Source organism: Vibrio ishigakensis (assembly GCF_024347675.1).
Taxonomy (GTDB): Bacteria; Pseudomonadota; Gammaproteobacteria; order Enterobacterales; family Vibrionaceae; genus Vibrio; species Vibrio ishigakensis.
Map to the genome: position 1 here is coordinate 462,487 of NZ_AP024881.1, position 26,140 is coordinate 488,626.

The window sequence follows — 26,140 nt, forward strand, 5'->3', positions numbered from 1 at the left end:
AAACAGCTTAAGGATCCTCGCTGTGTTAAACCGTTATCCGTTATGGAAGTACCTTATGGTGCTATTCGCCCTACTAGTGGCGATGCTGTATGCACTTCCAAACCTGTACGGTGAAGATCCAGCCATACAAGTCACGGGGGCACGCGGTGCCTCCGTTGATATGGCAACCATGGATACTGTCACCCAAGCTCTTGAAAAAGAGAACCTATCACATAAATCTATCGCTCTAGAGAATGGCTCCATCCTGGTGCGATTCAACGATACCGACACCCAGATCAGTGCGCGTGACGTTATCAGCGAAGCGCTAGATTCAGACCTTATTGTTGCGCTTAACCTAGCGCCATCTACTCCAACTTGGCTTGAAAGCATCGGCGCTGCGCCTATGAAGCTTGGCCTTGACCTACGTGGTGGTGTGCACTTCTTGATGGAAGTGGATATGGACGCAGCAATGCAGAAACTTATCGGCCAGCAAGAAGAAGCCTTCCGTAGTGAGCTACGTGAAGAGCGTATTCGTTATCGTGCTATCCGTGCTGGTAGCGATTCTGTAGAAGTTATTCTTCGCGACGCTGAGCAGCTAGCTCAAGCGGAGCAGACGCTGAAGTCTAAGCACCCTGATATGGTGTTTGTTGATTCTGACTCAAATGGTCGTTTCACTCTAACTGCGACCTTCAACGAAGCGCGTCTTACTGAAATCCGCAACTACGCGGTAGAGCAGAACATCACTATCCTTCGTAACCGTGTAAACGAACTGGGTGTTGCTGAACCGTTGGTACAGCGTCAAGGCGCAAGCCGCATCGTAGTTGAGCTTCCTGGTGTACAAGACACTGCACGTGCGAAAGAGATCCTAGGTGCTACGGCAACCCTAGAATTCCGTGAAGTGGATATGCAAGCTGACCTTTCAGCTGCGGCAAGTGGCCGTGTTCCTGCTGGAAGCGAAGTGAAGTTTGACCGCGACGGTCGCCCTGTAGTGCTTAAGAAGCGCGTAATCCTTGGCGGTTCAAGCATCACGGATGCAAGCTCAAGTGCTGACGAATATGGTCGTCCTCAGGTTAACATCTCGCTAGATAGCGAAGGTGGTAGCAAGATGGGTGCCTTCTCTCGTCAAAACATCGGTAAGCTAATGGCGACCGTGTTTGCTGAATACAAAGACAGCGGCAAGCGCACTCCAGAAGGCAAAGTAATCCTTGATAAACACGAAGAGGTTATCAACCAAGCGACTATCCAGTCGGCTCTTGGTCGTAGCTTCCGTATCACAGGTATCGACTCTGCAGCAGAAGCGCACAACCTAGCACTTCTACTGCGTGCGGGTGCTTTGATTGCTCCTATCTCTATCGTTGAAGAGCGTACTATTGGTCCATCTATGGGTCAGCAGAACATCGACAAGGGTATTCAGGCGTGTATCTGGGGCATGGTAGCGGTAATGCTATTCACCCTTATCTACTACCGTAAGTTTGGCTTTATCGCCAACATGGCTCTGATTGCAAACCTTGTGCTTATCATCGGCGTAATGTCTATGATTCCAGGGGCAACTATGACCCTACCGGGTATTGCCGGTATCGTACTGACCGTAGGTATGGCGGTGGACGCCAACGTTCTTATATTTGAGCGGATACGTGAAGAACTTCGAGAAGGGCGCAACCCTCAGCAAGCGATTCACCAAGGCTATGCCAACGCATTCAGCACCATTGCCGATGCCAACATCACAACCCTACTGACAGCAATCATCCTATTTGCTGTAGGTACAGGTGCGATTAAAGGCTTCGCGGTTACTCTGTCTATCGGTATTTTGACCTCAATGTTTACTGCAATTATCGGTACTCGTTGTGTGGTTAACCTGCTGTATGGCGGCAAACGTATCAACAAACTGTCGATCTAATTGAAGGTATTAGCATGTTTCAAATATTGAAAGCTGACAAGATGATCGACTTTATGCGCTGGTCGAAAGGCGCAGTCGTGTTGTCTGTATTAATGATTACTGCGTCCATCTACACCCTTTCAACTAACTGGTTGAACTGGGGTCTAGATTTCACCGGCGGTACTCTGATTGAGGTTGGGTTCGAACACCCAGCAAACCTTGAAGAGATCCGTGCGGCTCTGGATGAGCGTGGCTTTGGCGATGCAACGGTTCAGAACTTCGGTTCTGCACGCGATGTAATGGTGCGTCTGCGTCCTCGTGATGACCTACAAGGTGAACAACTGGGTACTCAGATCATCGCAGCTTTAGAGCAAGGCACTGGTGAAGATGTTGAGATGCGTCGTGTGGAGTTCGTTGGTCCGAACGTGGGTGACGAGCTAGCAGAAGCGGGTGGTCTAGCTATCCTAGTTTCTCTTATCTGTATCTTGATCTACGTATCGATGCGATTTGAATGGCGTCTAGCGGCAGGTGCGGTACTAGCACTTGCGCACGACGTAATCATCACGCTTGGTATCTTCTCGATAATGCAGATCGAGGTTGACCTGACTATCGTAGCGGCATTGCTGACCGTAGTAGGTTACTCGCTCAACGATACCATAGTGGTATTTGACCGCATCCGTGAGAACTTCCGTAAGATGCGTAAAGGCGATTCGGTTGAGATTATCAATGGCGCGATCACTCAGACTTTGAGCCGTACCTTGATCACTTCCGGTACTACCTTGTTCGTGGTTATCGCGCTGTTCACTAAGGGTGGTGCTAACATCCACGGCTTTGCAACTGCACTTCTACTGGGTATCACTGTAGGTACGTACTCGTCTATCTACGTAGCGTCGAACCTGGCACTTAAACTGGGCGTTTCTCGTGAACACCTAATGCCACCTCAAGTTGAGAAGGAAGGCGCAGAATTCGATGAAATGCCTTAATCGGTTTCATTGAATCTAGTAATCTTGAAAAGCGGTCGACGAGGTGTCGGCCGCTTTTTTGTTTTAAAGGAATAAGTTGTGTCTGTAATTGCCAAAAACAGCGCGGTGACTCTGCACTTCGCAATCAAACTAGAAGACGGCTCAGTAGCCGATAGCACCCAACAGATGGGCAAACCAGCCAAACTGGTGATTGGTGATGGTAGCCTGAGTGAAAACTTTGAAGGTCACCTGATTGGTATGGAGAAGGGCCAGTCGCGCTCAATTCCTCTAGCAGCAGCGGATGCGTTTGGTATGCCGAATCCAGATAACATCCATCATATGGACCGCAGTAAGTTTGTGGGTGATGCTGAGGTTGAGGTCGGCACCATCATGGCGTTTAGTGGCCCAGATGGCATGGAGATCCCCGGTATCATCACAGAGATTGCTGGCGACTCTGTAACGGTTGATTTTAACCACCCTTTGGCGGGCCGAGACGTTGTATTTGACGTTGAGATCCTAGAGGTTGAGACAGCCTAAAGCGAATACTTGAGTTAAACACTCAGTTACCGCTAAAATGTGCCCAGTTTATACCCAGGTAAATAATGAGATAACCATGGAAATCCTTCTAGCCAACCCACGTGGCTTTTGCGCTGGCGTTGATCGTGCGATCAGCATTGTAGAGCGCGCATTAGAGATGTATCAGCCACCTATCTATGTTCGACATGAAGTGGTGCACAACCGTTTTGTGGTTGAAGGACTTAAGCGTCGTGGCGCTGTGTTCGTTGAAGAGTTGTCTGAAGTGCCAGATGACAACATCGTTATCTTCTCTGCCCATGGTGTATCTCAGGCGGTACGAGCCGAGGCCAAGCAACGTGACCTGACTGTTTTCGATGCAACCTGTCCTCTAGTGACCAAGGTGCATATGGAAGTAGCTCGTGCCAGCCGTAAGAACATCGAGGTCGTGCTTATCGGTCATGCTGGTCACCCAGAGGTGGAAGGCACCATGGGTCAATACGCTAGTGAGACTGGCGGTATGTATCTGGTGGAAAATCCATCTGATGTGGAAACCCTAGAGGTAAACGACCCTTCTAATCTTCACTATGTAAGCCAAACCACCTTGTCGGTTGATGAAACCGCAGATGTTATCGAGAAACTGCGTGAGGTGTTCCCTGAGATCCAAGGGCCACGTAAAGACGATATCTGTTATGCCACTCAGAACCGTCAAGATGCAGTGCGTACTTTGGCAAGCCAAGTAGATGTGATGATAGTAGTGGGCTCTAAGAACTCTTCAAACTCGACTCGTTTGAAGGAACTTGCTGAGAAGCTGGGTACTCCTGCGTATCTCACTGACTGCCCAGAGGCCGTCGATGGTGAATGGCTAGTAGGCAAGAAGAAAGTTGGTGTTACCGCTGGTGCTTCTGCTCCTGAAGAGCTAGTAAACAACATATTAGATAAAGTGAAGAGCTTTTCTGAGGGTTCAGTGGTTGAAGAGGTACTTGGACGCGAGGAGAACATGTTCTTCGAGGTGCCAAAAGAGCTTCAAATCAAAGAAGTTTAGATTCAAGAAACCAGAGCTTAGCTCTGGTTTTTTTATACTCGTAACTCGCAGATATAAAAAAGGCTTCCCGGGGGAAGCCTTTTTAGTTAAGAGCTATTGATTAAGCGGTTTCAGTTGCTGGCTTAGAGTCTTGCTCGTCACCTGGCAGTTCTGACTCGCCTTTACCTGCTGACTTCTTGATAACAGTTGCAGTGATTAGAAGCATCGCAATCACACCAGAGATGGTAGATACAGGCATGCTTAGACCGAAGCCAAGAGTTGCGTTGTTCAGGATGAAGGTAATACATACTGTAGTCATGAACATTGCTGGTACTGTAGTAATCCAGTGGAACTTGTTGTGGCGTAGTAGGTAAGCCGATGCAGTCCACAGCATCATTACAGCAGTTGTTTGGTTAGCGAAGCCGAAGTAGCGCCAGATTACACCGAAGTCTACTTGAGTCAGGATGCCACCGATAACGAACAGTGGTAGAGCCATCATCAGGCGGTTACGCATAGATTTCTGTTCTAGGTTGAAGTACTCAGCCAGGATTAGACGGCTTGAACGGAACGCAGTGTCACCAGAAGTGATAGGTAGGATAACTACACCTAGGAACGCGATGATACCGCCAGCTACACCCAGTAGACCGAATGATGAGTCATATACAACCTTACCTGGACCACCGTTAGCTACTACGTCTGCTAGTGCTTCAACTGAGCCGAAGAAAGACAACGCTAGAGCACACCAGATTAGAGCGATGATACCTTCACCGATCATTGCGCCGTAGAATACGAAGCGACCGTTTTTCTCGTTTTCCATGCAACGCGCCATTAGTGGAGACTGAGTTGCGTGGAAGCCAGAGATAGCACCACATGCGATAGTGATGAATAGGGCAGGCCATAGAGGCAGGTCGTTAGGGTTCATGTTAGTGAACATGTCGCTCACTTCGAAGTTGCCCATAACTGTGTGAGAATCAGAGAATGCTACCGCTGAGATAAGGCCTACAGACATGAAGATCAGTAGTGCGCCAAATAGTGGGTAGAAGCGGCCGATGATCTTATCTACTGGCACGATAGTCGCGATGATGTAGTAGGTAAAGATGATGCCAACCATAGCCGTCATGGTTACAGTGAAATCAGTCTGGTCGTTGATTAGGTTAGTGATCATACCTGCTGGAGCAGAAACGAATACCACACCTACAAGAAGCAGAAGAACAATGGCAAAGATGTTCATAAAGTGTTTAGCGCCATTGCCCAGGTAGCGACCTGTTAGTGTAGGTACCGAAGCACCGCCGTTACGCACTGAAAGCATACCAGAGAAGTAATCGTGCACCGCACCTGCGAAGATACAACCTAGTACGATCCACAGCATAGCTGCTGGGCCGTATAGTGCACCCATGATAGGACCGAAGATTGGACCTACACCTGCGATGTTCAGCAGTTGAACTAGGTAAACTTTTTTGGTCGACATTGGAACATAGTCCACGCCGTCCGCTTTAGTGTGCGCTGGAGTTTGACGGTTTTCGTTAATACCGAAAATCTTTTCTACCACTGCGCCATAGATGAAGTAGCCGGCAACTAGGGCTGCTACACAAGTTAAAAACCACATCATAGCTCTGATCTCTTATATTTGGATTTGGTTAGGAAATTTATCGAGTAAATAGTACGAAACCTGTACAAGGAATACCCTCTCAACCTGAGTAAGTGGTCGAATAGGAAGTTAAGTGGTCGAAATCGAACCTGAGTGGTTTTTTCTAGTCCTGAGTGGTCATATCGGATGGTTTTAAATGTGTTAAGCTAGTCAAAGTTTGTAGCGAAGGAGTGTGTATGAGGCAGTTAAAACTAGGGTTGGTAATGGCTTTGAGCGGTTTGTTGATGGCATGTGCAAGCACAGATACAGAGCTTGCACAAAGGGGTGACTGGGAAAGCATCGGCTATCAAGATGGCGTTAAAGGTAGCATGCCGAGAAGCTACTCAAAGCTTAATGATTTGGGTGAAGCCAATGTGGGGGCCTATGAGCAAGGCTACACCCGAGGCGTAGCTGAATATTGCAATCCAAACTTTGCTTATCAGATGGGATTATCTGGCCAATATTACGAGGGTGCCTGTGAAGGGCGAGAAGATGCCCAGAAGTTTCGTATGGAATGGCAACGTGGCTGGAACGAACGCGAATAAAAGAAGGGAGAGCTAAGCTCTCCCTTTTGCTGTTTATATTTTAGGTTTTATGCGTCTTCGACAGCGAGGCGAAGAAAGCCTTGTTTCTTCTTTAGCTGAGCTCTTGCCATATCTACGTCCATACCCGTGAGTATGACTAAAATAGCTAATTTCACATCATAGTCCGTTTGTTCAAGGGTAGAGGTTGCTAGCTCTTTATCGCACTCGGTCGCCTGCATTACGATGCGAGCGGCGCGTGCCACCAGTTTCTCGTTGGTGGCTTTAACATCTACCATCAGATTTTGATAGCTCTTACCGAGGCGAATCATGCTGGCGGTGGTTAGCATGTTCAGCACTAGTTTCTGCGCGGTACCTGACTTCAAGCGAGTAGAGCCGGTGAGTGCTTCAGGGCCTACCACTGGGCTGATGGCTATCTTTGCCACCTCAGCGATGGCAGAGTCAGGATTACAAGATAGAGACACGCTAGTCGCCCCTATCTGATTGGCATATTCAAGACCGCCTATGACATAAGGGGTGCGACCGCTGGCAGCGATACCTACCAAGACGTCCTTATCGCAGAAGTTGATAGCCTTAAGGTCTGCAATACCAAGTTCTGGGGAATCTTCAGCGCCTTCTTTAGCCTTGAGGATAGCTTCAGGGCCACCTGCTATTAGACCAACCACCATCTCGCTAGATACACCGAAGGTTGGAGGGCACTCTGATGCGTCTAGGATACCTAGGCGACCACTGGTGCCAGCGCCCATATATACCAGTCGACCACCGACCTTGAAGGCCTCGGTGATCTTATCGACCGCTTGTGCGATTTCGGGCAGTACCTTCTCTACCGCTAGCGGAACGAGTTTATCCTGTTGATTGATTCGCTTAACGATCTCTAATGATGGAAGGAGATCGATATCCATAGTGTCTGGGTTACGCCCCTCTGAAACCAAGTGGGAAAGCGCAGTGATAAGCGCATCGTTACTCATAATTGTCCTTATTTCTCAGCAAAGTACATCACACCGAGCGACGCGGGTTTGCTCGCTCCGGTGACTTCTGGCAGGTTGCTTGGCAGGTTGTGAATGCGGCGATAGGCGAGCCAAGCAAAGGCCATCGCTTCCATATTGTTACTGTCGACGCCTTTCTCATCGGTTGGCATTACCGCCCAATCAGGCAGTAACTGGCAAAGGCGCTGCATCAAGAGGGGGTTATAAGCGCCGCCACCACAGACAAGTAGCTCAGGTTGACTGCCCACTTGATACCTGTTGACTTCATTGGCTATGGTCAGCGCTGTATATTCGCAAAGGGTGTGTTGCACGTCTTGCTCTGGGGCATCATGCTTGGCCAAAATGGCATCGAGCCAAGGCAGGTTAAACAGTTCGCGGCCTGTGCTCTTTGGTGCTTGCAAGGTGAGATATGGCTCTTGCATTAACTCATCGAGAAGAGGTCCGTTAACCTCGCCTTGCATGGCAAAAATAGCATCCTTATCAAAAGCTTGGTCAGTGTGACGCAGACACCAAGCATCCATCAGCATATTGCCTGGACCAGTATCATAGCCGATGACCTTTTGGTTGGGGCGCAATACCGAGATGTTAGAGATACCACCAATATTCAGCACCACCACACTCGACTGTTTTGATTCAAAGATAGACTGATGAAACGCAGGTACGAGTGGTGCACCTTGCCCCCCGAGTGCCATATCCTTACGTCTAAAATCGGCTATGGTATCTATGCCTGTTAGGGTAGCAATGATATTGGCATCACCCAACTGCATGGTAAATGGCGCGTTACCGCTTGGCTTATGGAACACGGTCTGGCCATGGTTACCGATAGCCGCAATGCTTTCCTTTGTGCAGTTAGCCTTTTCTAGTAGAGCATTAACCGCTTCGGCGTAAAGCTTTCCGAGCAGGTGGTCTATCTCACCAATTTCCACAAGGTTGGTTGCCTGACCGATACAGATATCCAGTAACCGCTGTTTAAGTGACGCTGGAATAGGGTGGTCATGAGACTCAAGTAGATGAATCTTACCATCTTCAATCTCCACCAAAGCGGTATCCACACCATCGAGGCTAGTGCCGGACATTACGCCGATATAAAGCTCTTTATTCATAGATTTTTTCTACCTGTTGCAATGCGAGAAGGATCCCGCCGTCTAGGGCATCTCCTCTAGGTTCAATTCTTCTCTGCTGCCATTCTGAAGCAAGGTGTGTTTGGTAATATTGTCCCAAGCTACCAAGGAACACGATAGGTAACTCATTGTCTGCACAGCATTTAGTAACTAGCTTATCAACCTCTTGCTTTGCCTCAAGAAGAATCGCTTGGCTTGCCGAGCATTGCTGTTGTGCACTTTCTATGACCAGGGGTGCAAAGCTCGCAAAGCTCGCAAAGTCAGTAGCAGTCGCCGTTTTTAGCCATTGTAAAACAGCGCTGCGTTCACCGCCGATCAGCTTACGGAGTTTTTGGCCTATGGGTGTCCAAATGCCAGTATCCATAGAGTCTATTAGTGCTCGAGTTGCTTGTTGGCCAAGCCATGCACCTCCGCCTTCATCGCCAATGGGAAAGCCCCAACCACCGAATACTTGAGTGTGTCCGCTTTCCTCTAACCTAGTTGCAACGGAACCTGTACCTATAGCAATGGCATTTACTGGTTTTCCTAGATTTGCCCCAATGAGCGAGATATGGGCATCTGTGGTCACTGTGGCATAAGGAAATACGGCTAGTGCACTTTCTAGCTCCTGTCTCATCAGTGGATTCCCCGCACCAGCAACGCCTACAGTAATAGCGACCTGCTCGGATTTTAGCCCATAGCTATTCAGGACATCTAAGATTGCTTGCTTGATGGTCTCAATTCCATCTAAACCTTGCTGAGTAAGGGACGACGGGCCAAACGTTAAGGTGATAAACGGGCCCGCCGTATGGGCTTCTTTTGATGTTAGACGTAGGGCGGTTTTAGTGCCGCCCCCGTCGATGGCAAGAAGGTGGGTTATCATATTAGGCTTCTTGCAGTTTGCTCTGCTCTTGGGTTTGTTTCTTACCCATTAAGCATACGCCAAGAGAGACAAAGGTACCGATACAAAGTTGGTATGGGAAGGCTAGGCGAACCCCAACCCATTCAGGGTTGATAACCCCCATTACCACATCCCAAACGTAAGCCTGAAGAAGCAGCGTAGTGAGGAAGCCCGCGATAAGTGCCATTAGTACCGACGACTCACTGCCACGGTCGGTGAAGATAGCCGTGAAGTACACGCCAAGCAGACCAGTATAAGCAAACACCATCACGCTCAGTGCAAAAGATAGTAATGGCATATCTGTATATTGCTGCCAGTAGAAGCAGAGAATACCCATGCTACCTAGTGCTATCGCAGCCCCCGCCATACCAAAGCGACCAGCTTTCACGTAGTGGAAGTCTTCTTGTTCGCCATGGCGCGCTTCTTTCCATGGTTTATAGATGTCTTGAATCGCTACTGAAGACATGGAGTTTAGGCCTGAGTTTAGAGTAGATAGCGCAGCGGCAACCACGCCCACAGTAACCAGGCCACGCAGACCTGCTGGCATTTCGTTTAATACGTAGTACATGAAGATGGTGACATTCTCGCCGTTAAAGCTCTGCACTACCTCTTGCCCTTTTACTCCCATCAATTCTGGACGCTGATAAAAGATATACAGCAGCAGGCCTATGGTCATAAAGATAAGCACCACAGGGATAGAGAAGATAATGGAGTTGATCATTGCGCGGGAGCCTTGCTTGGCGTCTTTACAGGTCAACACACGCTGTGTCATGTCTTGATCCAGACCGAAGGCGCCTATGTTCAGCAGTACAAAGCCGGTAATGCATGCCCAGAAGCTGAAGGTACCCGCAGGAGAAAAGTCTAGGCTGAAATCGAATAGGGTCAGTTTAGAAACCTGCTCGTTACCCGGATTTTGCAGTGCATGCACTATCTGTCCCATATCCGCTGGGATTTGGCCAAGTAGATAGATGATTACCGCAACCGCAGCTCCCACGTAGACCACAAGCTGAATAAGATCACTCCAGATGACTGAGCGAATGCCGCCCATGTAGGTATAAGCCAGTCCCACTACAACCAGGATAACCACAGAAGAGATAACGCTAGATGGCTCTATGTTGGTAAATAGAATCATAGAGACTGCGATGGCGGCCATATACAAGCGAGAGCCTGAAGCAAATACGCGACCCACTAGGTACATAAAACCCGCTCTTTGTTTGGTCTTCTCACCAAAGCGTACCTTTAGCAGCTCATATACGGTAGAGACCTTGTTCTGATAAAAGCGAGGGATAAGCACCCAGGCCACAAACAGAGCGCCTAAGATGGCACCGATATTGGTAGCAAGGTAGGTGAGGTTGCCTCTGTAGCTAGATTCAGGGCCACCGAGAAAGGTTGCAGCTGATTGCGAGGTTGCTAGCACTGATACGGCAACTACCCACATTGGCATAGCGTTGCCACCGAGAAAGTAATCCTTAGTTGAGGTAATTTTGACACGGCTAAAGTGCCAGCCCGTGTAGGCAATAACAGCAAAGTAGACTGCAAATACTGCCCAATCGAGAGTGGTAAAGAGTGAATTCATAGCAGCTCCATAGCATGAATCGTGTGTAGGGTATGTTGTTTTTTTAGCAGTATGTACCTAGGAATAATTGATTCAAAATTCTATTCCTTGATGGAATAGTAACCGCCACCATTCTTTGAAGCCGATCTCATTAAGCAAGGTAATCTATTCCTAGTATGGATATATACAGGAATAACTATTCTCGCTCGAGAAGAGCTTGGGTAAACTGGGCTGAATGAGAAAAAGGGTTGATAAATGAAAGGGATAGAGAGAATCAAGGCGCTGTTACCTCAGCTTTCACCATCCGACAGTCTGATCGCTCGATTCCTTTTGGAATACCCTGAGCAGGTGAAGTCTCTTTCGTCACCAAAACTGGCTAAGGCGATTGGAGTGAGTCAGTCGGCAGTGGTTAAATTTAGTCAGAAGGTGGGCTTTTCTGGCTTTTCTGAATTAAAGCTGAAGCTGTATGAAGGAGAGCTTAGTTATCAGCCTAGCTCGCGAAAGGCAATTCATGGCTCGATATCTCGCAGTGACGATACTTCCGTGGTCATGGCAAAGCTGTTGGCCAGCAAACAAGATTCCCTTGAGCGCACTATAGTGCTCAATGACGATGATAAGCTTCAGGAAGCGACAAACCTGTTGCATCTAGCAGACAAGATCCAAATAGCTGGTGTTGGTGCATCATCCTTGGTGGCTAAAGACCTTAGCTACAAGTTGATGAAGATAGGGCATGCAGTTCATTGTGAGCATGATGCTCATATCCAAATAGCGAATGCGGCTGTGCTTGGTGAGAATGATGTGCTGGTAGCTCTTTCTTATTCTGGAAGAAGCCAAGAGATATTACGCATCGCTGACGCGGCTAAGAGTCGCCATGCTAAGGTGGTAACCATTTCTAAGTTGGCCCCAACGCCTCTCGACAAGTATTCGGATATCAAGCTCACCACAGCGGCTGATGAAGAGCATATACGTAGCTCATCCATTACCGCTCGAGATAGCCAACTCTTGATAACTGACCTGCTGTTTATTGCGCTCACGCAACTCGAAGAGAGCGCAGACCAACTAATTGAACAAAGCAAATCCGCAGTTGCGGCATTAAAACAATAAGGATGAATTATGGGACCTTTGTGGCTGGATGTAGAAGGCTATGAGATAGATGCAGAAGAGAAAGAAATCTTGCAGCATCCATCGGTAGGCGGGGTAATACTGTTTGCTCGAAACTATCATGACAATCGTCAGCTTCAAGCGCTAACCGAATCTATTCGAAAGGCAGCCAAGCGACCTATCTTGATCGGTGTAGACCAAGAAGGTGGTCGAGTTCAGCGCTTTAAGGAGGGCTTTACCATAATTCCGCCGGCGCAGAGCTTTGCTTCACAAAAAAATGGCGCGCAGCTAGCTGAGCATGCAGGTTGGGTAATGGCAACCGAGATCATCGCCCATGATATCGACCTTAGCTTTGCTCCTGTCCTAGATGCTGGCCATCAAAGCCTTGCTATCGGCTCTCGCGCATTTGGCGAGGATTTGGATACCGTTATCAAACACAGCAGTGCTTACATTAACGGTATGAAGCAAGCGGGTATGGCGACCACGGGTAAACACTTCCCTGGTCATGGTGGCATAGTGGCTGACTCACACAAAGAGACGCCAGTGGATGAGCGTCAAGATATCTTCGAACGAGACATGGCTATCTTTAAGGCTCAGATAGACGCTGGTCTGCTGGATGCCATGATGCCAGCGCATATTATCTATCCCCATTATGATTCACAGCCAGCCAGTGGTTCGGAGTATTGGCTGAAGAAGGTGCTTCGCGATCAGCTTAACTTCCAAGGATTGGTATTTTCTGATGACCTGAATATGGAAGGAGCCAGCTTTATGGGCGGGGCGGCAGAGCGTGCGCAGCAATCGCTGAACGCCGGCTGTGATATGGTATTGATGTGCAACAACCGAAAGGGAGCGGTAGAGATTCTAGATAATCTAGAGGTGACCCAGGTATTCAATGCCAAGTTGCTCGCCAAGAAAAAGAGCTTCAGCCTAGATGAGCTACGCTCTTCCTCTGAGTGGAAACAGGCAACCGATGCCTTAGCGCGAATGGAGCTTAACTAAATCCCAGCTTCTCTTTAAGCACCTTTAGGTAGCGCCGGCTCACCGGCGCATTGTGACCGCTTTGGGTTACTATCTCTGCTAGCCCTTGCTCTAGCAATTTGATCTCACGGATGGCCTTAGGGTTTACCAAGTATTGCCTATGACAACGTATCAGGTGCGTTTTCTCCTCAATAACCTTAAGAGTTAACTGGCTGGTGGCGGTGCGCTCTGAGGTTTGGATGGATACTCCACTGAGATCGCTAAAGGCCACCTCGATATCGGCGATCGGCACTAGCATGATGCGGTTATGACCGATACAAGGTACATGCTCTAGCTCACGCGTGATGGCGGAAAAATCCTGATTTACTTCCTGTTTTTTAAACGCTTTTACTAAACGACAGACGGTTTTATCCAGACGAGTAGGTTCCACTGGCTTTAGCAGATAATCAAAGGCGTTGTCTTCGAATGCTTGTAGCGCATATTGATCATAAGCGGTCACGAACACCACAGCTGGCATGGTGTCGGGATCCAACATACTCAAAAGCTCAATGCCGGTGACTTGAGGCATTTCGATATCGAGAAAAACCACATCGGGTTTGAGCGCATTGATCTTCTGCAGGCCATGAATGGCATTCCCTGCTTGATCCAGCACTTCTATGCACCCTGTCTGTTCGAGAAGCTCAACCAGCTCTTCTCGGGCAAAGGGTTCGTCGTCGATAACTATGGCTTTCAGTTTGTCTATGTTCATGGACTTGTTGGAATTATAAAACTCATGCGTGTGTATTCATCTGGCTTACAGGTGACTTTAAGCTCAGCCAAGTCACCGAAGTAGTTGGTGAGGCGTTTTGCTACGATCTGCATTCCTAGGCCAGTTTTGTCTTTTTGTTCAGGTTGATAGCTTCCGGCATTGTCCTCTACCGTGACCTGATATCCCTGCTCGGTGGCTTTTCCGTATATTCTAACTATCCCCTTGTCCAGTAGATTGGACACACCATGCTTGACCGCATTCTCTACCAGAGGTTGCAGGGTAAAGCTTGGGATCTGAGTCGTTAGAAGATGTTGGTCGATGTCGATCTCGACATCTAAGCGGTCGGCAAAGCGTGCCTTCTCAATGGTGAGGTAGGATTCTACGTGCCTGATTTCTTGCTCAAGCGTAACAAATTCGGTGTTTCTCTTCAGATTACCTCTAAAGAATTGTGAAAGGTGCTGGATTAATCCACGTGCTTTGTCGGGATCGCGACGTATAACCGCACTGATTGTGTTTAAGGCATTAAACAGAAAGTGCGGGTTGACCTGTGCGTGCAGTAGCTTTATCTCTGCTTGAGAGAGCAACATCTTTTTCTGTTGATAGTCGCCATTTAGGATTTGGCTAGAAAGAAGCTGCGCTATGCCTTCAGCCATTGCCATATTGATCTCGGAGAATAGCTTACGGCGTGGTTCGTAAAGCTTGATGGTTCCAATCACATCATCATCTGAGTGAAGTGGAATCACTAGGGCCGAACCTAGCTTACAGTTGTCATCGATGGAGCATTGATAAGGGTGCTCTTTACCATCGAGATAGATGATGCGTTTTTCATTGATAGAGGTATGGGTGTATTCGGAGGATATAGGAGTATTTGGCTTATGATGATCCGAACCGACTCCTTCGAAAGCCAAAATCTTTTCTTTGTCGGTGATCGCCACCGCGCCCACATTAGTTTCTTGTTGAATAATGGTGGCAATCTTCTGCGCGCTACTAGGGTTTAGACCCTCAGTAAGAATACCCACGGAGCGCTCCGCAATCTTCAGCGCACGGCGAGAGTAAGCGGTAGAGTACTCTTCCAAGATGGCTTTTCTGTCCTGCAGTATGCTGATAAAGAAGGCTGCTCCCAATGCATTTGCCAAGATCATAGGTGGTGCTATCGCCTCTACCAGAGCCAGCGCTTGGCTAAATGGCTTAGCCACGATCAAGATAATTGCCATCTGAATTATCTCAGCGAACAAGGTAACGAAGAAGATAAGCATGGGGCTGAATAGTTGTTCGCGGCGGTTGTTTTTGATCATATATAGATGAACTAAGCCACCGATAAGTCCTTCTACTGTGGTTGAAATAGCGCAAGCAAGATCGGTGAATCCACCCATGCTGTATCTGTGCAGGCCACCGGTTAGGCCCACGGCAAACCCCACAATTGGACCACCAAAAATACCACCCAGAACGGCGCCGATTGCACGCGTGTTAGCGATAGCGTCGTCTATCTGAAGTCCAAAGTAGGTACCCAAGATACAGAACAGAGAAAACATCACATAGCAGATGAACATATGGCTGCGTCGTTTGGACATGTTCAGCATAGGGATGACCAGCGGTGTTTTGCTCAAGGTGTAGGCCACCATTAAGTAGACACACATTTGCTGTAGAAGGGAGAGTATCAGTTCCATGGGCAATTCAGTTCTTAGCTTGTTGAGCTAAGTTTACACCCCAACCCATGAATGGATAAAAAGGTTTTCTATCTCAATGGTTTAAGGATATAAAATCCAAAGTGTAAATGTATGTATACATTAAATGTAATTTAAAGTGTACAAAGTGCTTGATCTGAAACCTAAGTCAGGTATTGTGTGCTTATCGAATTGGAATTTTAGCGTACAAATTTATTTACGGTGGACTTATGCAACGTAGCGAGCTTAGCAACATTCATATCAGCGACGAACAGATCCTTATCACTCCAGAGGAGCTTAAGAAGAAGTTACCTTTGAGTGAGTCGGCTCGTCAGTTTATCCAGACCTCTCGTCAAACCATTGCCGACATCATCAAGAAAAAAGACCATCGCCTACTGGTAGTATGTGGTCCTTGTTCTATTCATGATGTAGATGCAGCCAAAGAGTACGCTAAGCGTCTAAAACAGCTTTCTGAGAAGGTAAGCGATCAGCTTTATATTGTAATGCGTGTTTACTTTGAGAAGCCTCGTACAACTGTAGGTTGGAAAGGCCTTATCAATGACCCACATCTAGATGGTAGCTTCGATATCGAGCACGGCCTGCACAAAGCTCGTGAGCTTCTGGTTGAGCTTGCTGACATGGGTATTCCTCTAGCAACTGAGGCTCTAGATCCAATCAGCCCACAATACCTAGCGGACACCTTCAGCTGGTCAGCAATCGGTGCGCGTACTACTGAGTCGCAAACTCACCGTGAGATGGCAAGTGGCCTTTCTATGCCGGTTGGCTTCAAGAATGGTACTGACGGTAGCCTTTCTACTGCTATCAATGCGATGCAAGCAGCATCCTCTAGCCACCGCTTTATCGGTATCAACCGTGAAGGTCAGGTAGCACTTCTAACCACTAAAGGTAACCCAGACGGCCACGTGATTCTGCGTGGTGGTAAGCAGACTAACTACGATTCAGTATCTGTACGTGAGTGTGAAGAAGAACTAGGTAAAGCAGGTCTAGATGCGGCTCTTATGATTGACTGCAGCCATGCTAACTCTCGCAAAGATTACCGTCGTCAGCCTCTAGTGGCAGCAGATGCTATCCAACAGATCCGTGAGGGCAACAAGTCTATCATCGGTCTTATGATCGAGAGTAACATCAACGAAGGCAACCAAAGCTCTGATATTCCTTTGAATGAGATGGCTTACGGTGTTTCTATCACAGATGCATGTATCAACTGGGATAGCACCGAGGAATTGCTAACAAAAGCGCACCAAGAACTGGTACCATTTTTACAAGATCGATTGAAGTAGGCATTTAGAGACGAGTATGGCAAAGGAACTTCTGCATTTACGCGACCAGATAGATCAAGTGGACAAGCAGATGCTTGATCTGTTGGAACAGCGTTTGGCTTTGGTAGAACAAGTAGGGGAAGTGAAGAGCGAACACGGTTTGCCTATCTATGCCCCTGATCGTGAGGCGGCTATGTTGGCCTCGCGTCGCGCTGAAGCTGAGAAGCGTGGCATCCCGCCACAGCTTATCGAGGATATCCTGCGCCGTACCATGCGTGAGTCTTATGCCAGCGAGAAGGATTCAGGCTTTAAGTGTTTGAATCCTGAGCTAAAAGATGTTGTGGTTATCGGTGGCCGTGGTCAACTCGGTGGCCTGTTCTGCAAGATGTTCGAGCTATCTGGCTACAATGTGAAGGTGGTTGGTCGTCAAGATTGGGAGCAGTCAGAGGCTATTTTTGCGAACGCTGGGTTGGTGGTAGTGAGCGTGCCAATCAATCTGACAGAGTCTGTGATTGATAAGCTGTCGAATCTTCCACAAGACTGCATCCTATGTGACCTTACCTCTATTAAGCAAAAGCCACTTGAGGCGATGATGAAGGTGCACCAAGGTCCGGTTGTGGGTCTGCACCCTATGTTCGGTCCAGATGTACCAAGCCTTGCCAAGCAGGTTATCGTTCACTGTGAAGGTCGCGGTACTGAGCAATATCAGTGGCTTCTTGATCAGTTTGGTATCTGGGGCGCAAGTCTTTGCCCGATGGATGCTGATCACCACGACAACGGTATGACCTTGATTCAGGCGCTGCGCCACTTCACCTCGTTTGCTTATGGTCTGCACCTAAGCCAGGAGAATCCAGATATAGATACACTGCTAAAGCTAAGCTCCCCTATCTACCGACTGGAACTGGCTATGGTAGGTCGTCTGTTTGCACAGGACCCAGAGCTATATGGTGACATCATTCTATCTTCTGAGCAGAACATAGAGATGATCAAACGCTTCCATCAACGCTTCGGTGAGGCTCTCTCTTTGCTAGATAACAAGGATAAGAGCAACTTCGTTGAGCAGTTCAATGGTGTGTCAGATTGGTTCGGTGATTACTCGAAGCAGTTCATGACTGAGAGTCAGAATCTTCTCAAGCAAGCAAATGATTCGATACAAAGAGACTAGATAAACGAAGGGCCGCAATATGCGGCCCTTTTTCTTACAGCTGAAAGCTTGAAGCTGATAGCTAAGTTATTACTTAGTCACACGCTTGTACTTAATACGATGTGGTTCAGCCGCTTCAGGACCTAGGGTCTTCTTCAGCCATTCCATGTACTCGTTGTAGTTACCTTCGTAGAAGTTAACCTGGCCTTCATCACGGTAGTCGATGATGTGAGTCGCGATACGGTCTAGGAACCAACGGTCGTGCGAGATAACCATGGCACAGCCAGGGAACTCAAGCAGCGCTTCTTCAAGAGCACGCAGGGTTTCAACGTCAAGGTCGTTGGTTGGCTCATCGAGTAGCAGTACGTTGCCGCCCGCTTTAAGTAGCTTAGCTAGGTGAACACGGTTACGCTCACCACCGGACAGCTCACCGATGATCTTCTGTTGATCAGAGCCTTTGAAGTTGAAGCGAGAGCAGTAAGCGCGCGCTGGGATTTCAAAGTTGTTGATCTTGATGATGTCAGCGCCTTCAGAGATCTCTTGGAATACAGTCTTAGTGTCATCCATAGAGTCACGGAACTGGTCAACAGACGCTAGCTTAACGGTTTCACCCATTTCGATAGAGCCTGAATCTGGTTGTTCAGTACCGCTTAGCATCTTGAACAGGGTAGATTTACCTGCACCGTTGGCGCCGATGATACCTACGATAGCACCCTTAGGCATGCTGAAAGATAGGTCGTCGATAAGAACGCGGCCATCGAATGACTTGGTTAGGTTGTTTACCTCGATAACCTTGTCACCTAGACGCTCACCTGGTGGGATGAACAGTTCGTTGGTCTCGTTACGCTTCTGGCGGTCGCCACTTTGCAGTTCTTCGAAGCGTGCCATACGTGCTTTAGACTTAGATTGACGGCCTTTAGGGTTTTGACGAACCCACTCAAGCTCTTTCTCGATAGTCTTTTGGCGAGCCTTCTCTTGAGACGCTTCTTGTTGTAGACGCGCATCTTTCTGCTCAAGCCATGAAGTATAGTTACCTTCCCATGGAATACCTTCACCACGGTCAAGCTCTAGGATCCAGCCCGCTGCGTTATCAAGGAAATAACGGTCGTGGGTAATAGCAACAACGGTGCCGTTGTAATCCACTAGGAAACGCTCTAGCCAAGCTACTGACTCTGCATCCAAGTGGTTGGTTGGTTCGTCTAGTAGAAGCATATCTGGCTTCTCTAGTAATAGACGGCAGATAGCAACACGGCGGCGCTCACCACCTGAAAGGTGTTCAATCTTCTGGTCCCACTCAGGTAGACGCAGTGCATCGGCAGCACGCTCTAGAGCATTTTCTAGGTTATGACCATCTTTCGCTTGGATAAGTGCTTCAAGCTCGCCTTGCTCTTTTGCTAGGGCATCGAAGTCTGCATCTGGTTCTGCGTATGCTGCATAAACTTCATCAAGACGCTTCATTGCACCTGCAACATCAGAAACCGCTTCTTCAACGATTTCACGAACGGTCTTAGATTCGTCTAACACAGGTTCCTGAGGTAGGTAACCTACGTTTAGGCCTGCTTGTGGACGCGCTTCACCATCGATATCAGTGTCGATGCCTGCCATGATGCGTAGAAGGGTAGATTTACCTGCACCGTTTAGGCCCAAAACACCGATCTTAGCGCCAGGGAAGAAGCTTAGAGAGATGTCTTTTAGGATTTGACGTTTTGGTGGCACGATTTTGCTCACCCGAGACATGGTATAGACGTATTCAGCCATTACCTTTAGATCCTGTAGATAGTAGAAAGAATGAAACGTCTATTTTATACCATTCACGCCCATTTTGTTACGGTACAAGGCGTGAAATATGCAACGGAACAAACCTGAACTTTATCTTTGCACGCCTCTTACAAATGTCATGATTTGTTGCGTATTATTAAATGATGCAAGTGGTTCTGATCGCCTCAACGAAAGGTCGGCAGGGTTGCTTAGGTGTATATTGCTTTGCTTCAGGGAGCGTTATGGCAGCAATAAAGAAATGGTTAGGTTTCGGCCTAAGTATGGTTTCACTTTCTGTATCGGCTTTGACGCTTGAACAGGAAAGAGATACCTATGAACAGGCTCAGCAGTTGATCACCGAGAATAAACTCGACCAGTATCAAAAGCTACGAGCTCAATTGGATAATTATCCACTCACTCCTTATCTTGATTATCGAATCTTTCTGCTCGATCTCGACAAGCGCACGCCGCAAGAGGTGGAGCAGTACATTAAACAGCAACATGAGTATCCTTTTTCTCAATCGGTGCGTGGTGAATACCTAGATGCATTGGTGGAAGCGGAAAACTGGGATGGCTTCTATCGTTTTCAGGCCACTAAGCCAAGAATGCAGAGTTATCAGTGCAGCTTTTACTTTGCTAAGTATCAAGCGGGTAAAAAAGAAGAGGCCTTTGAGGGCGCTTCTGAGCTGTGGCTAAGTGGTAAGAGCATAGCTAAAGAGTGTGACCCACTGTTTGAGGTGTGGGATGAAGCTGGCATGCGTAACGATGAGCTTATTCTGCAACGTATGCAGCTTGCATTTACTACTCGCAATGGCCGCTTGGTTAACTATCTAAAAGATCTCACTGAGTCTGACAAAGCATCAAAGAACGCAGTGGCCATCTATAAGTTGTATAAGTCGCGCTCACACTTGAAAGCTTACGCGGAAGAGCAGCCCCAGACCGAATACAACAAGAAGGTCACTATGTCTGCACTGCGTCAGCTTACCTATACCGAGGGTGAACCGCAGCTTGCCATAGATCTGCTAGACGGTGTAGCAAAGGCTCAGGGATATTCGGAGGCTGAGTATCAACAGACCGCGGACTATATCGCTTACAGCCTGATCAATACCGACGATGAAGAGTTGGCTAAGTGGCGTGACGCTACTTTGATGAAGAGCACTAATCAGACTTGGCTTGAGCGACGTGCTCGTCTTGCCATTCAGCATCAAGATTGGGCTAGTCTCGAGCTGTGGATAGAGCGCATGCCTGAAAAGGCGAGGAACTCAAAACGCTGGCAATATTGGCTAGCGCGTACTGAGATAGCTCAAGGCGATGTAGAGCAAGGCAAAGCGCGAATGAAGACGATTTTGGGCTATCGAAATTTTTATAGCCTTGCAGCTGCGGATTATCTTAAGGTACCGGCACGCTATAACTCCACAGTAATGGCGGATAAGAGCGCTTCCATAACTCAGTTTGAGTCCAGCCTTGCTCGCATCAAGGAGCTTATTGATGTGGACAAGATTACGGCTGCAAAACGTGAATGGCGCTGGTTATTAGCCAGAGCCGACGATGAACAGCAACGCGCTTTGGCTCAATATGCGGCTAAACGAAATTGGCATAACCTGACGGTGACAGCCACCATTGAAGCGGGGATGTGGGATCACCTGAGCTTGCGTTTCCCGAGAGCACACCAATGGTGGTTTAACTTCTATGCCGAGAAGTATGATATTGACCCTATCACCTTGATGGCGCTGGCTCGTCAAGAGAGTGCATTAGACGCTGATGCGAAATCCCCTGTGGGAGCACGTGGTCTGATGCAGATCATGCCAAAGACCGCCTCTTACACAGCCAAGAAGTACGATATCGATTACCAAGGTGCAGAAGAGCTGTTTGTCGTGGGTAAGAATATCGAGATTGGCAGTCGCTATCTGTCCAGCTTGATGGAGACCTACGAGGGCAATCGCCTATTTGCCTTTGGTGCTTACAATGCCGGTCCACACCGTGTGAAACTGTGGCGTGAACGCACCGGTGGTAAGGTCGATGCCTACTCTTATATTGAAGCGATTCCGTTTAAAGAGACGCGTGGCTACATCATGAATGTGCTGATGTTCGAGGTCTATTATCGTGATCTGCTCGATAAGAAAGGGACGTTTTTATCTGACTTAGAAACCGAAATGAAGTATTAATACATCTAAGGCAGAACAAGTAAGAAGTTAAGCGTGTCAGAAGAAGAGTGGACTAAGGTTCTACAGATGATAGAAAAGGCGGTAGATGAGGGAAGTCAGCAGACCCTGCTCTCCATTATGCTCACCGCTGATGAGCGAGAGGCTCTGGTTACCCGAGCCAAGATCTTGGATATGTTGCTCAATCAGCAATGTTCACAGAGACAGATAAGCCAAGACTTAGGTGTTGGGATAGCGACCGTGACTCGAGGTAATAATGAGCTGAAGAATCGCACGGATGATGAACTCAAAGTCTTGTCTGAATTGCTAAAGAAATGCCAATAAAAAAGGAGCTCAATTGAGCTCCTTTTCTTTATCTAGAGATCTAGAAACTGTCGCTATTCACAAACGGAATCAGGGCCAGAATGAGCGCCTGATGATAGACGCTACTGCGGCTCAAACGGTTGTTGGTTAGGATACCGATAGCACCGCCTTTCTGTTTGATGTTAGTGGTGCCATAGACGGCATCCATAGCATCACCAAGCTCCTCACCCTGCTCGATTCGAGCTAGTACCTTAGGGGGAAGCATTAGACTTGATGAGCGTGATTCACCGCGCAGGCTTTGTGATTCAATCACCATCCAGGCAAAGGTCGCATTGCCCTCGATGCCGGCTTCTAACCCCACATAGTAATCGGCGTCTGTGACTTCAGATTTTGCATTACGTACTCGGTTTATGGCACCTTGCTTTGTCTCATCATTAGACATTGGCTGATCTGGTACTTCGCTGGCAACGCTCACACCATCGAAGCTGAAATCCTGCTCAGGAAATACCTCAGTAAAGGCACTTTTAACCGCATTGATCTTAGCGGGGTTCAGTGAGGCTACAATAACCTTTTGAATCGTCATTACGGCATCTGTACCTGAGTTGGCTTGATGTTTTCGCTTGGGTAACAACCCAGAACTTTCAAGTAGCGGGTGATGCTCTGCAGTTCATTGATTGCTTGCTGTGCGTTCTCTGAATCCAGATGCGCTTCAAGGTCTACATAGAACATCTCTTCCCAAGGGTTGCCAATGATAGGACGTGACTCTAGCTTAGTTATGTTGATGCCATAGCGTTGCAGCACCAGTAGGCTTTCTACTAGCGAACCCGCCTCTTGCGAGGTAGACATAATCAGTGTGGTTTTCGCTGGGATCTGAGTCGATACGCTTACCGGCTTTCTCGCGACTACGATAAAGCGAGTATGGTTTTCAGTTTGGTTAGCTATGTTCTGTTTAATGCTCTGCAGGCCGTATAGCTTGCCACTGATAGCATTGCCGATAGCTGCCACGTCTGGGCGATTCAGCTCTTTCACTTTTTGCATTGCATCAGCAGTACTAACACAGGTTTCAAGCTTCACGCCGTCAAGACGGCTTAGGAAATCACTGCACTGCTGATGAGGCTGCGGGTGAGAGTAGAGGGTTGTGATCTCTTCAAGGCGCACATCTGAGGTTGCTAGTAGGCAATGCTCAATTGGCTGTGCTAACTCACCTACGATGTAGAGCGTGGTGTGTTGTAGCAGGTCATACACCTCATTGATGGAGCCTGAGCTGGTGTTTTCGATTGGAAGTACACCATAATCAGCGTGACCAGACTCAACAGTCTTCACCACCTCTTTGAAGCCTTCACAGTTCAATTCGATAAGGTCTGTATTGCGGCGGCTAAAGTAGTCACGGCTAGCAAGGTGTGAGTATGAACCTTTTGAGCCAAGGAAGGCAACGCGAGCTAGCGGTTTGCGTTGCTGCGCTGGGTTAACAAGGTTTTGTAGATAAGACTGCTGCAGAAGCACAGAGTCTTCGATAATAGTGTGGAATACCTTAGTGATGTATTGAGCATCTAGTTGGTATTTTTGCTTACCGTTATCGATAAGCTTAACCAGAAGCTGTTGTTCGCGCTGGGCATCACGTACAGGTTTAGAAGTCTCTACTTTGCTCTTGGCTACCTCTAGGCTTAAAGCTCGTCGCTCTGACAACAGACTCAGAAGTTGATCGTCCAGTTCATTGAGTTTGATGCGTATTTCATCCAGAGAGATGGGGGTATCTGCCATTACTACTTTTTCCTTTAGTGAGACTTCTTTTATGTGATCTCACAATAAGCAAGGCAAGAATGAGGGTCAAGCAAAAACAGCGCCTTGAGGCGCTGCTTTGGACTGAGTTTATGAATGATGAACTATACCGGTGTTTCTTCTTCTGCAACGGGTACTTCTGAATGGGTCGCGCGACGAGCTTCAGGCTTGTGTCTTAGCTTATTAAGTTGGCGCTCCAGTTTTTGTTCGACCTCGTTAACGGCCGCATACAGATCTTCATGCACTGCAGATGCTACTAGTTTCCCCTTAGGTACTGTGATTACAGCTTCAAACTTTTTATTTTTGTTTGGCTCTTCTTGGAAGCTTGCTTGGCAACCAATGATGTCTACTTGCCACTTTTCTAGCTTCTTAAATTTAGCTTCTATATGTGCACGGATAGCAGAGGTGATTTCAATATTTTTACCGGTGATATTCATTTTCATACGCTTTTTCCTCTGTAAAAACCCTTATGGGTTAAATTCAGAATACGACTTCTGGCTTTAAATGATGTGATACAGATCACGTTTGGTCGGTGGTGTTGGTATTTGAATATGGGTTTGTGATTGTCTGCCAAGGTTTATAAAAAATGGCTTGCAAGGCTAGGTTTTTGGTGGCACTTTTGAATGAAGAGAGGCACTGAAAATGATGAGTTTTTGGCGCCTCTTTGCATCTTAATGACCGCCGCTGAATTAGAGCAGGATCACTCTCTATTGCTTTCAAAGATGAGTTGTACTGGATCTATCTCGACCTCGGTTGGAATATCGATTCCATCGCGCTGACTCTGAATAATCCCGAGCTGTTTGTAAATCACGTAGTAGCGATTGATGTTAGCCACATACTGCACCGGCTCTCTACCGATATTCCTACGCGCCACTATCTCTACATTATTAAACCAAATATTTGGATCGTACCCCTGCTTTCTAGCCAATGTACGCATACGTCTGATCTTTGCAGGTCCCGCGTTGTAGGAAGCGAGACTGAAATAGACCTTATCGTTTTTGTCGATATCAGGATCATCAAAGTAGCGGTCGTGAATAAACCTTAGATATTTGGTTCCCGCGTGGATGTTATTCTCAACCGGTTTGATGTTTGGGATATTGATATAGGGGTCTTTAGCGGTTGCTGGCAGTACCTGCATTATGCCCACAGCGCCTCGGTGAGAGACCTTGCTGTTATCCAAGCCTGACTCTTGGAATGCCTGTGCCGAAAGCATCACCCAGTCGATATCGTATTGATCACCATAGAGCTCAAAAATCTTAGACACGTTTTCAAGCTTGGCCATCTTGGCTGGGTTCAGGGCGCGGTTTAGCCAACGGGTATTATCTATGTACTTGCCATAGATAACATTCCCTAGCAGGGTGCCACCCTTTGCTTTCTTCAGGTAGGCGTTGATTTCCTTTTTGAGGTTAGGGCTGTCTTTGCGTATAGCCCAGGCTATCTCGCCATTTTCTCGCAGTGGGAAATCGTGATGAACTACTATATTTTCCATTACCTTTGCCCACAGTTTGGTCTTGTGTGAGTCGATAATGGTCGCTGGAACAAAGCCTTGATCCACCATTTCTAGTAGTTCGATATCTTGCAAGGTTTCTTGAATGAAGTTAACTCGCATAGGGATCAGGCCTTCGTCGGATAGTCGGCGGTTGATCTCTTGAACGCTTTCGAAGTAGCTAGAGCTGGCGCGAATCCATACCTCTAGACCTTCAGCATCAGCTAGCTCTTCGATTGGTTCTATATCTTTGTGAGTAACCAGCAGCTCTTCAACGTTCTTTAGAATAGGGTCGCTAAAGTCGACTAATTTAGCGCGACGCTCAGTAATGGTTAGGTTGGCAACGGCCACATCACCATACCCTTCATTCAGTGCTTTGAATAAGTCGTCACGTCCGACGGGAATGATCTTCACCCGCATCAGTGGGGCTTTTTGTTTGATCTTGGTTTCGAAGTGATGCAATTGTTCGGCAATAATGCCTTTAGGACGACCCCCTTCCACATAGTAAAAGCCAAGGTCTGCAGAGACTAAGGCACGAATGACACCGCGCTCTTTGAGTTGTTCGAAGTCACCTTTGTAGGTGTTGCGCTCAAGGGGAGAGAGCTCTAGCCCTAGTGCAGAAAAGGAAATTAAGGGGAGGGCGATAAGCCACTTCATAAGATTTTTCATACC

At 47.7% G+C, this 26,140-nt stretch carries 23 protein-coding genes; 11 read left to right on the plus strand and 12 right to left on the minus strand.

The features are described from left to right. The first annotated feature begins 22 nt into the window (after positions 1-22). From secD to ispH, 4 genes are all read left to right on the plus strand, one after another. The gene (secD, locus tag Pcarn_RS02205; RefSeq protein WP_261834779.1) at positions 23-1,876 is read left to right on the plus strand and encodes a protein translocase subunit SecD; all 1,854 of its coding nucleotides are present in this window, start codon (positions 23-25) and stop codon (positions 1,874-1,876) included. 14 nt (positions 1,877-1,890) lie between these two features. Further along, the gene (gene secF, locus Pcarn_RS02210; protein WP_261834780.1) at positions 1,891-2,838 is read left to right on the plus strand and encodes a protein translocase subunit SecF; all 948 of its coding nucleotides are present in this window, start codon (positions 1,891-1,893) and stop codon (positions 2,836-2,838) included. A 78-nt stretch (positions 2,839-2,916) separates the two neighbouring features. Beyond that, complete coding sequence (gene fkpB / locus Pcarn_RS02215) at positions 2,917-3,354, plus strand: FKBP-type peptidyl-prolyl cis-trans isomerase (protein WP_261834781.1); 438 nt, start codon at positions 2,917-2,919, stop codon at positions 3,352-3,354. A gap of 76 nt (positions 3,355-3,430) precedes the next feature. Next, a complete protein-coding gene (gene ispH, locus Pcarn_RS02220; RefSeq protein ID WP_261834782.1) occupies positions 3,431-4,375 on the plus strand; it encodes a 4-hydroxy-3-methylbut-2-enyl diphosphate reductase in 945 nt (314 codons plus the stop codon). Positions 4,376-4,475: 100 nt separating this feature from the next. Here the strand turns inward: ispH and Pcarn_RS02225 are convergent, their stop codons facing one another. Then, entirely contained in the window at positions 4,476-5,963 is a 1,488-nt protein-coding gene (locus tag Pcarn_RS02225; RefSeq protein WP_261834783.1) for a carbon starvation CstA family protein, read from the minus strand. Positions 5,964-6,178: 215 nt separating this feature from the next. On the opposite strand from Pcarn_RS02225, the gene Pcarn_RS02230 reads away from it, so the two are divergent. Further along, positions 6,179-6,526 carry a DUF2799 domain-containing protein gene (locus tag Pcarn_RS02230; RefSeq protein ID WP_261834784.1) on the plus strand — a complete coding sequence of 116 codons (348 nt, stop codon included), beginning with the start codon at positions 6,179-6,181 and terminating at the stop codon, positions 6,524-6,526. A 47-nt stretch (positions 6,527-6,573) separates the two neighbouring features. Here the strand turns inward: Pcarn_RS02230 and murQ are convergent, their stop codons facing one another. From murQ to Pcarn_RS02250, 4 genes are read right to left on the minus strand one after another with little or no spacing between them, the layout of a single operon-like run. Continuing rightward, entirely contained in the window at positions 6,574-7,491 is a 918-nt protein-coding gene (murQ, locus tag Pcarn_RS02235; RefSeq protein WP_261834785.1) for an N-acetylmuramic acid 6-phosphate etherase, read from the minus strand. Between the two features lie 8 nt (positions 7,492-7,499). Then, positions 7,500-8,612, minus strand: coding sequence for an anhydro-N-acetylmuramic acid kinase (locus Pcarn_RS02240; RefSeq protein ID WP_261834786.1), 1,113 nt, complete (start codon positions 8,610-8,612; stop codon positions 7,500-7,502). Beyond that, the gene (locus tag Pcarn_RS02245; RefSeq protein ID WP_261834787.1) at positions 8,605-9,492 is read right to left on the minus strand and encodes a BadF/BadG/BcrA/BcrD ATPase family protein; all 888 of its coding nucleotides are present in this window, start codon (positions 9,490-9,492) and stop codon (positions 8,605-8,607) included. Before Pcarn_RS02245 ends, Pcarn_RS02240 begins: the two co-directional genes overlap by 8 nt. A gap of 1 nt (position 9,493) precedes the next feature. Further along, positions 9,494-11,086 (minus strand): sodium:solute symporter, encoded by a 1,593-nt coding sequence (locus tag Pcarn_RS02250; RefSeq protein ID WP_261834788.1) that lies wholly within the window; start codon positions 11,084-11,086, stop codon positions 9,494-9,496. A 234-nt stretch (positions 11,087-11,320) separates the two neighbouring features. Here Pcarn_RS02250 and Pcarn_RS02255 point away from each other — a divergent pair, with 234 nt between their 5' ends. Together Pcarn_RS02255 and nagZ are read left to right on the plus strand one after the other, a co-directional pair. After that, entirely contained in the window at positions 11,321-12,169 is an 849-nt protein-coding gene (locus tag Pcarn_RS02255) for a MurR/RpiR family transcriptional regulator (protein WP_261834789.1), read from the plus strand. 9 nt (positions 12,170-12,178) lie between these two features. Beyond that, entirely contained in the window at positions 12,179-13,165 is a 987-nt protein-coding gene (gene nagZ, locus Pcarn_RS02260) for a beta-N-acetylhexosaminidase (RefSeq protein WP_261834790.1), read from the plus strand. Here the strand turns inward: nagZ and btsR are convergent. Continuing rightward, the gene (btsR, locus tag Pcarn_RS02265; protein ID WP_261834791.1) at positions 13,158-13,892 is read right to left on the minus strand and encodes a two-component system response regulator BtsR; all 735 of its coding nucleotides are present in this window, start codon (positions 13,890-13,892) and stop codon (positions 13,158-13,160) included. The two genes, nagZ and btsR, sit on opposite strands and share 8 nt — an antisense overlap. After that, positions 13,889-15,559 carry a sensor histidine kinase gene (locus Pcarn_RS02270; protein WP_261834792.1) on the minus strand — a complete coding sequence of 557 codons (1,671 nt, stop codon included), beginning with the start codon at positions 15,557-15,559 and terminating at the stop codon, positions 13,889-13,891. Before Pcarn_RS02270 ends, btsR begins: the two co-directional genes overlap by 4 nt. Positions 15,560-15,786: 227 nt before the next feature. Between Pcarn_RS02270 and Pcarn_RS02275 the strand changes: the two genes are divergently transcribed. Continuing rightward, the gene (locus Pcarn_RS02275) at positions 15,787-16,857 is read left to right on the plus strand and encodes a 3-deoxy-7-phosphoheptulonate synthase (RefSeq protein WP_261834793.1); all 1,071 of its coding nucleotides are present in this window, start codon (positions 15,787-15,789) and stop codon (positions 16,855-16,857) included. 16 nt (positions 16,858-16,873) lie between these two features. Beyond that, the gene (tyrA, locus tag Pcarn_RS02280; RefSeq protein WP_261834794.1) at positions 16,874-18,001 is read left to right on the plus strand and encodes a bifunctional chorismate mutase/prephenate dehydrogenase; all 1,128 of its coding nucleotides are present in this window, start codon (positions 16,874-16,876) and stop codon (positions 17,999-18,001) included. Between the two features lie 69 nt (positions 18,002-18,070). Here the strand turns inward: tyrA and ettA are convergent, their stop codons facing one another. Then, on the minus strand, positions 18,071-19,738 hold the full coding sequence (gene ettA, locus Pcarn_RS02285; RefSeq protein WP_261834795.1) for an energy-dependent translational throttle protein EttA: 1,668 nt from the start codon (positions 19,736-19,738) through the stop codon (positions 18,071-18,073). Between the two features lie 242 nt (positions 19,739-19,980). Here ettA and Pcarn_RS02290 point away from each other — a divergent pair, with 242 nt between their 5' ends. After that, complete coding sequence (locus Pcarn_RS02290) at positions 19,981-21,903, plus strand: transglycosylase SLT domain-containing protein (protein ID WP_261834796.1); 1,923 nt, start codon at positions 19,981-19,983, stop codon at positions 21,901-21,903. Positions 21,904-21,936: 33 nt separating this feature from the next. Continuing rightward, positions 21,937-22,224 carry a trp operon repressor gene (gene trpR, locus Pcarn_RS02295; RefSeq protein ID WP_261834797.1) on the plus strand — a complete coding sequence of 96 codons (288 nt, stop codon included), beginning with the start codon at positions 21,937-21,939 and terminating at the stop codon, positions 22,222-22,224. Between the two features lie 40 nt (positions 22,225-22,264). Here trpR and yjjX read toward each other — a convergent pair whose 3' ends face one another. From yjjX to Pcarn_RS02315, 4 genes are all read right to left on the minus strand, one after another. Then, positions 22,265-22,786: an inosine/xanthosine triphosphatase gene (gene yjjX / locus Pcarn_RS02300; RefSeq protein ID WP_261834798.1), complete on the minus strand. Its 522-nt coding sequence runs from the start codon at positions 22,784-22,786 to the stop codon at positions 22,265-22,267. Continuing rightward, a complete protein-coding gene (pheA, locus tag Pcarn_RS02305; protein WP_261834799.1) occupies positions 22,786-23,964 on the minus strand; it encodes a prephenate dehydratase in 1,179 nt (392 codons plus the stop codon). The genes yjjX and pheA overlap by 1 nt, the downstream gene beginning before the upstream one ends. Before the next feature lie 122 nt (positions 23,965-24,086). Then, entirely contained in the window at positions 24,087-24,425 is a 339-nt protein-coding gene (hpf, locus tag Pcarn_RS02310; protein WP_261834800.1) for a ribosome hibernation-promoting factor, HPF/YfiA family, read from the minus strand. A gap of 257 nt (positions 24,426-24,682) precedes the next feature. After that, positions 24,683-26,137, minus strand: coding sequence for an MltF family protein (locus Pcarn_RS02315; protein ID WP_261834801.1), 1,455 nt, complete (start codon positions 26,135-26,137; stop codon positions 24,683-24,685). Positions 26,138-26,140: the final 3 nt, after the last annotated feature.

Bases quoted from the DNA above. Each gene is read 5' to 3' on its own strand.
- Pcarn_RS02275 (WP_261834793.1), top strand. From the start codon at position 15,787: ATGCAACGTAGCGAGCTTAGCAACATTCATATCAGCGACGAACAGATC.
- hpf (WP_261834800.1), bottom strand. From the start codon at position 24,425: ATGAAAATGAATATCACCGGTAAAAATATTGAAATCACCTCTGCTATC.
- murQ (WP_261834785.1), bottom strand. From the start codon at position 7,491: ATGAGTAACGATGCGCTTATCACTGCGCTTTCCCACTTGGTTTCAGAG.
- Pcarn_RS02290 (WP_261834796.1), top strand. From the start codon at position 19,981: ATGGCAGCAATAAAGAAATGGTTAGGTTTCGGCCTAAGTATGGTTTCA.
- yjjX (WP_261834798.1), bottom strand. From the start codon at position 22,786: ATGACGATTCAAAAGGTTATTGTAGCCTCACTGAACCCCGCTAAGATC.
- Pcarn_RS02245 (WP_261834787.1), bottom strand. From the start codon at position 9,492: ATGATAACCCACCTTCTTGCCATCGACGGGGGCGGCACTAAAACCGCC.
- Pcarn_RS02250 (WP_261834788.1), bottom strand. From the start codon at position 11,086: ATGAATTCACTCTTTACCACTCTCGATTGGGCAGTATTTGCAGTCTAC.
- btsR (WP_261834791.1), bottom strand. From the start codon at position 13,892: ATGAACATAGACAAACTGAAAGCCATAGTTATCGACGACGAACCCTTT.
- Pcarn_RS02230 (WP_261834784.1), top strand. From the start codon at position 6,179: ATGAGGCAGTTAAAACTAGGGTTGGTAATGGCTTTGAGCGGTTTGTTG.
- Pcarn_RS02315 (WP_261834801.1), bottom strand. From the start codon at position 26,137: ATGAAAAATCTTATGAAGTGGCTTATCGCCCTCCCCTTAATTTCCTTT.
- tyrA (WP_261834794.1), top strand. From the start codon at position 16,874: ATGGCAAAGGAACTTCTGCATTTACGCGACCAGATAGATCAAGTGGAC.
- Pcarn_RS02255 (WP_261834789.1), top strand. From the start codon at position 11,321: ATGAAAGGGATAGAGAGAATCAAGGCGCTGTTACCTCAGCTTTCACCA.
- ettA (WP_261834795.1), bottom strand. From the start codon at position 19,738: ATGGCTGAATACGTCTATACCATGTCTCGGGTGAGCAAAATCGTGCCA.
- Pcarn_RS02240 (WP_261834786.1), bottom strand. From the start codon at position 8,612: ATGAATAAAGAGCTTTATATCGGCGTAATGTCCGGCACTAGCCTCGAT.
- Pcarn_RS02225 (WP_261834783.1), bottom strand. From the start codon at position 5,963: ATGATGTGGTTTTTAACTTGTGTAGCAGCCCTAGTTGCCGGCTACTTC.
- pheA (WP_261834799.1), bottom strand. From the start codon at position 23,964: ATGGCAGATACCCCCATCTCTCTGGATGAAATACGCATCAAACTCAAT.
- ispH (WP_261834782.1), top strand. From the start codon at position 3,431: ATGGAAATCCTTCTAGCCAACCCACGTGGCTTTTGCGCTGGCGTTGAT.
- nagZ (WP_261834790.1), top strand. From the start codon at position 12,179: ATGGGACCTTTGTGGCTGGATGTAGAAGGCTATGAGATAGATGCAGAA.
- Pcarn_RS02270 (WP_261834792.1), bottom strand. From the start codon at position 15,559: ATGGAACTGATACTCTCCCTTCTACAGCAAATGTGTGTCTACTTAATG.
- secF (WP_261834780.1), top strand. From the start codon at position 1,891: ATGTTTCAAATATTGAAAGCTGACAAGATGATCGACTTTATGCGCTGG.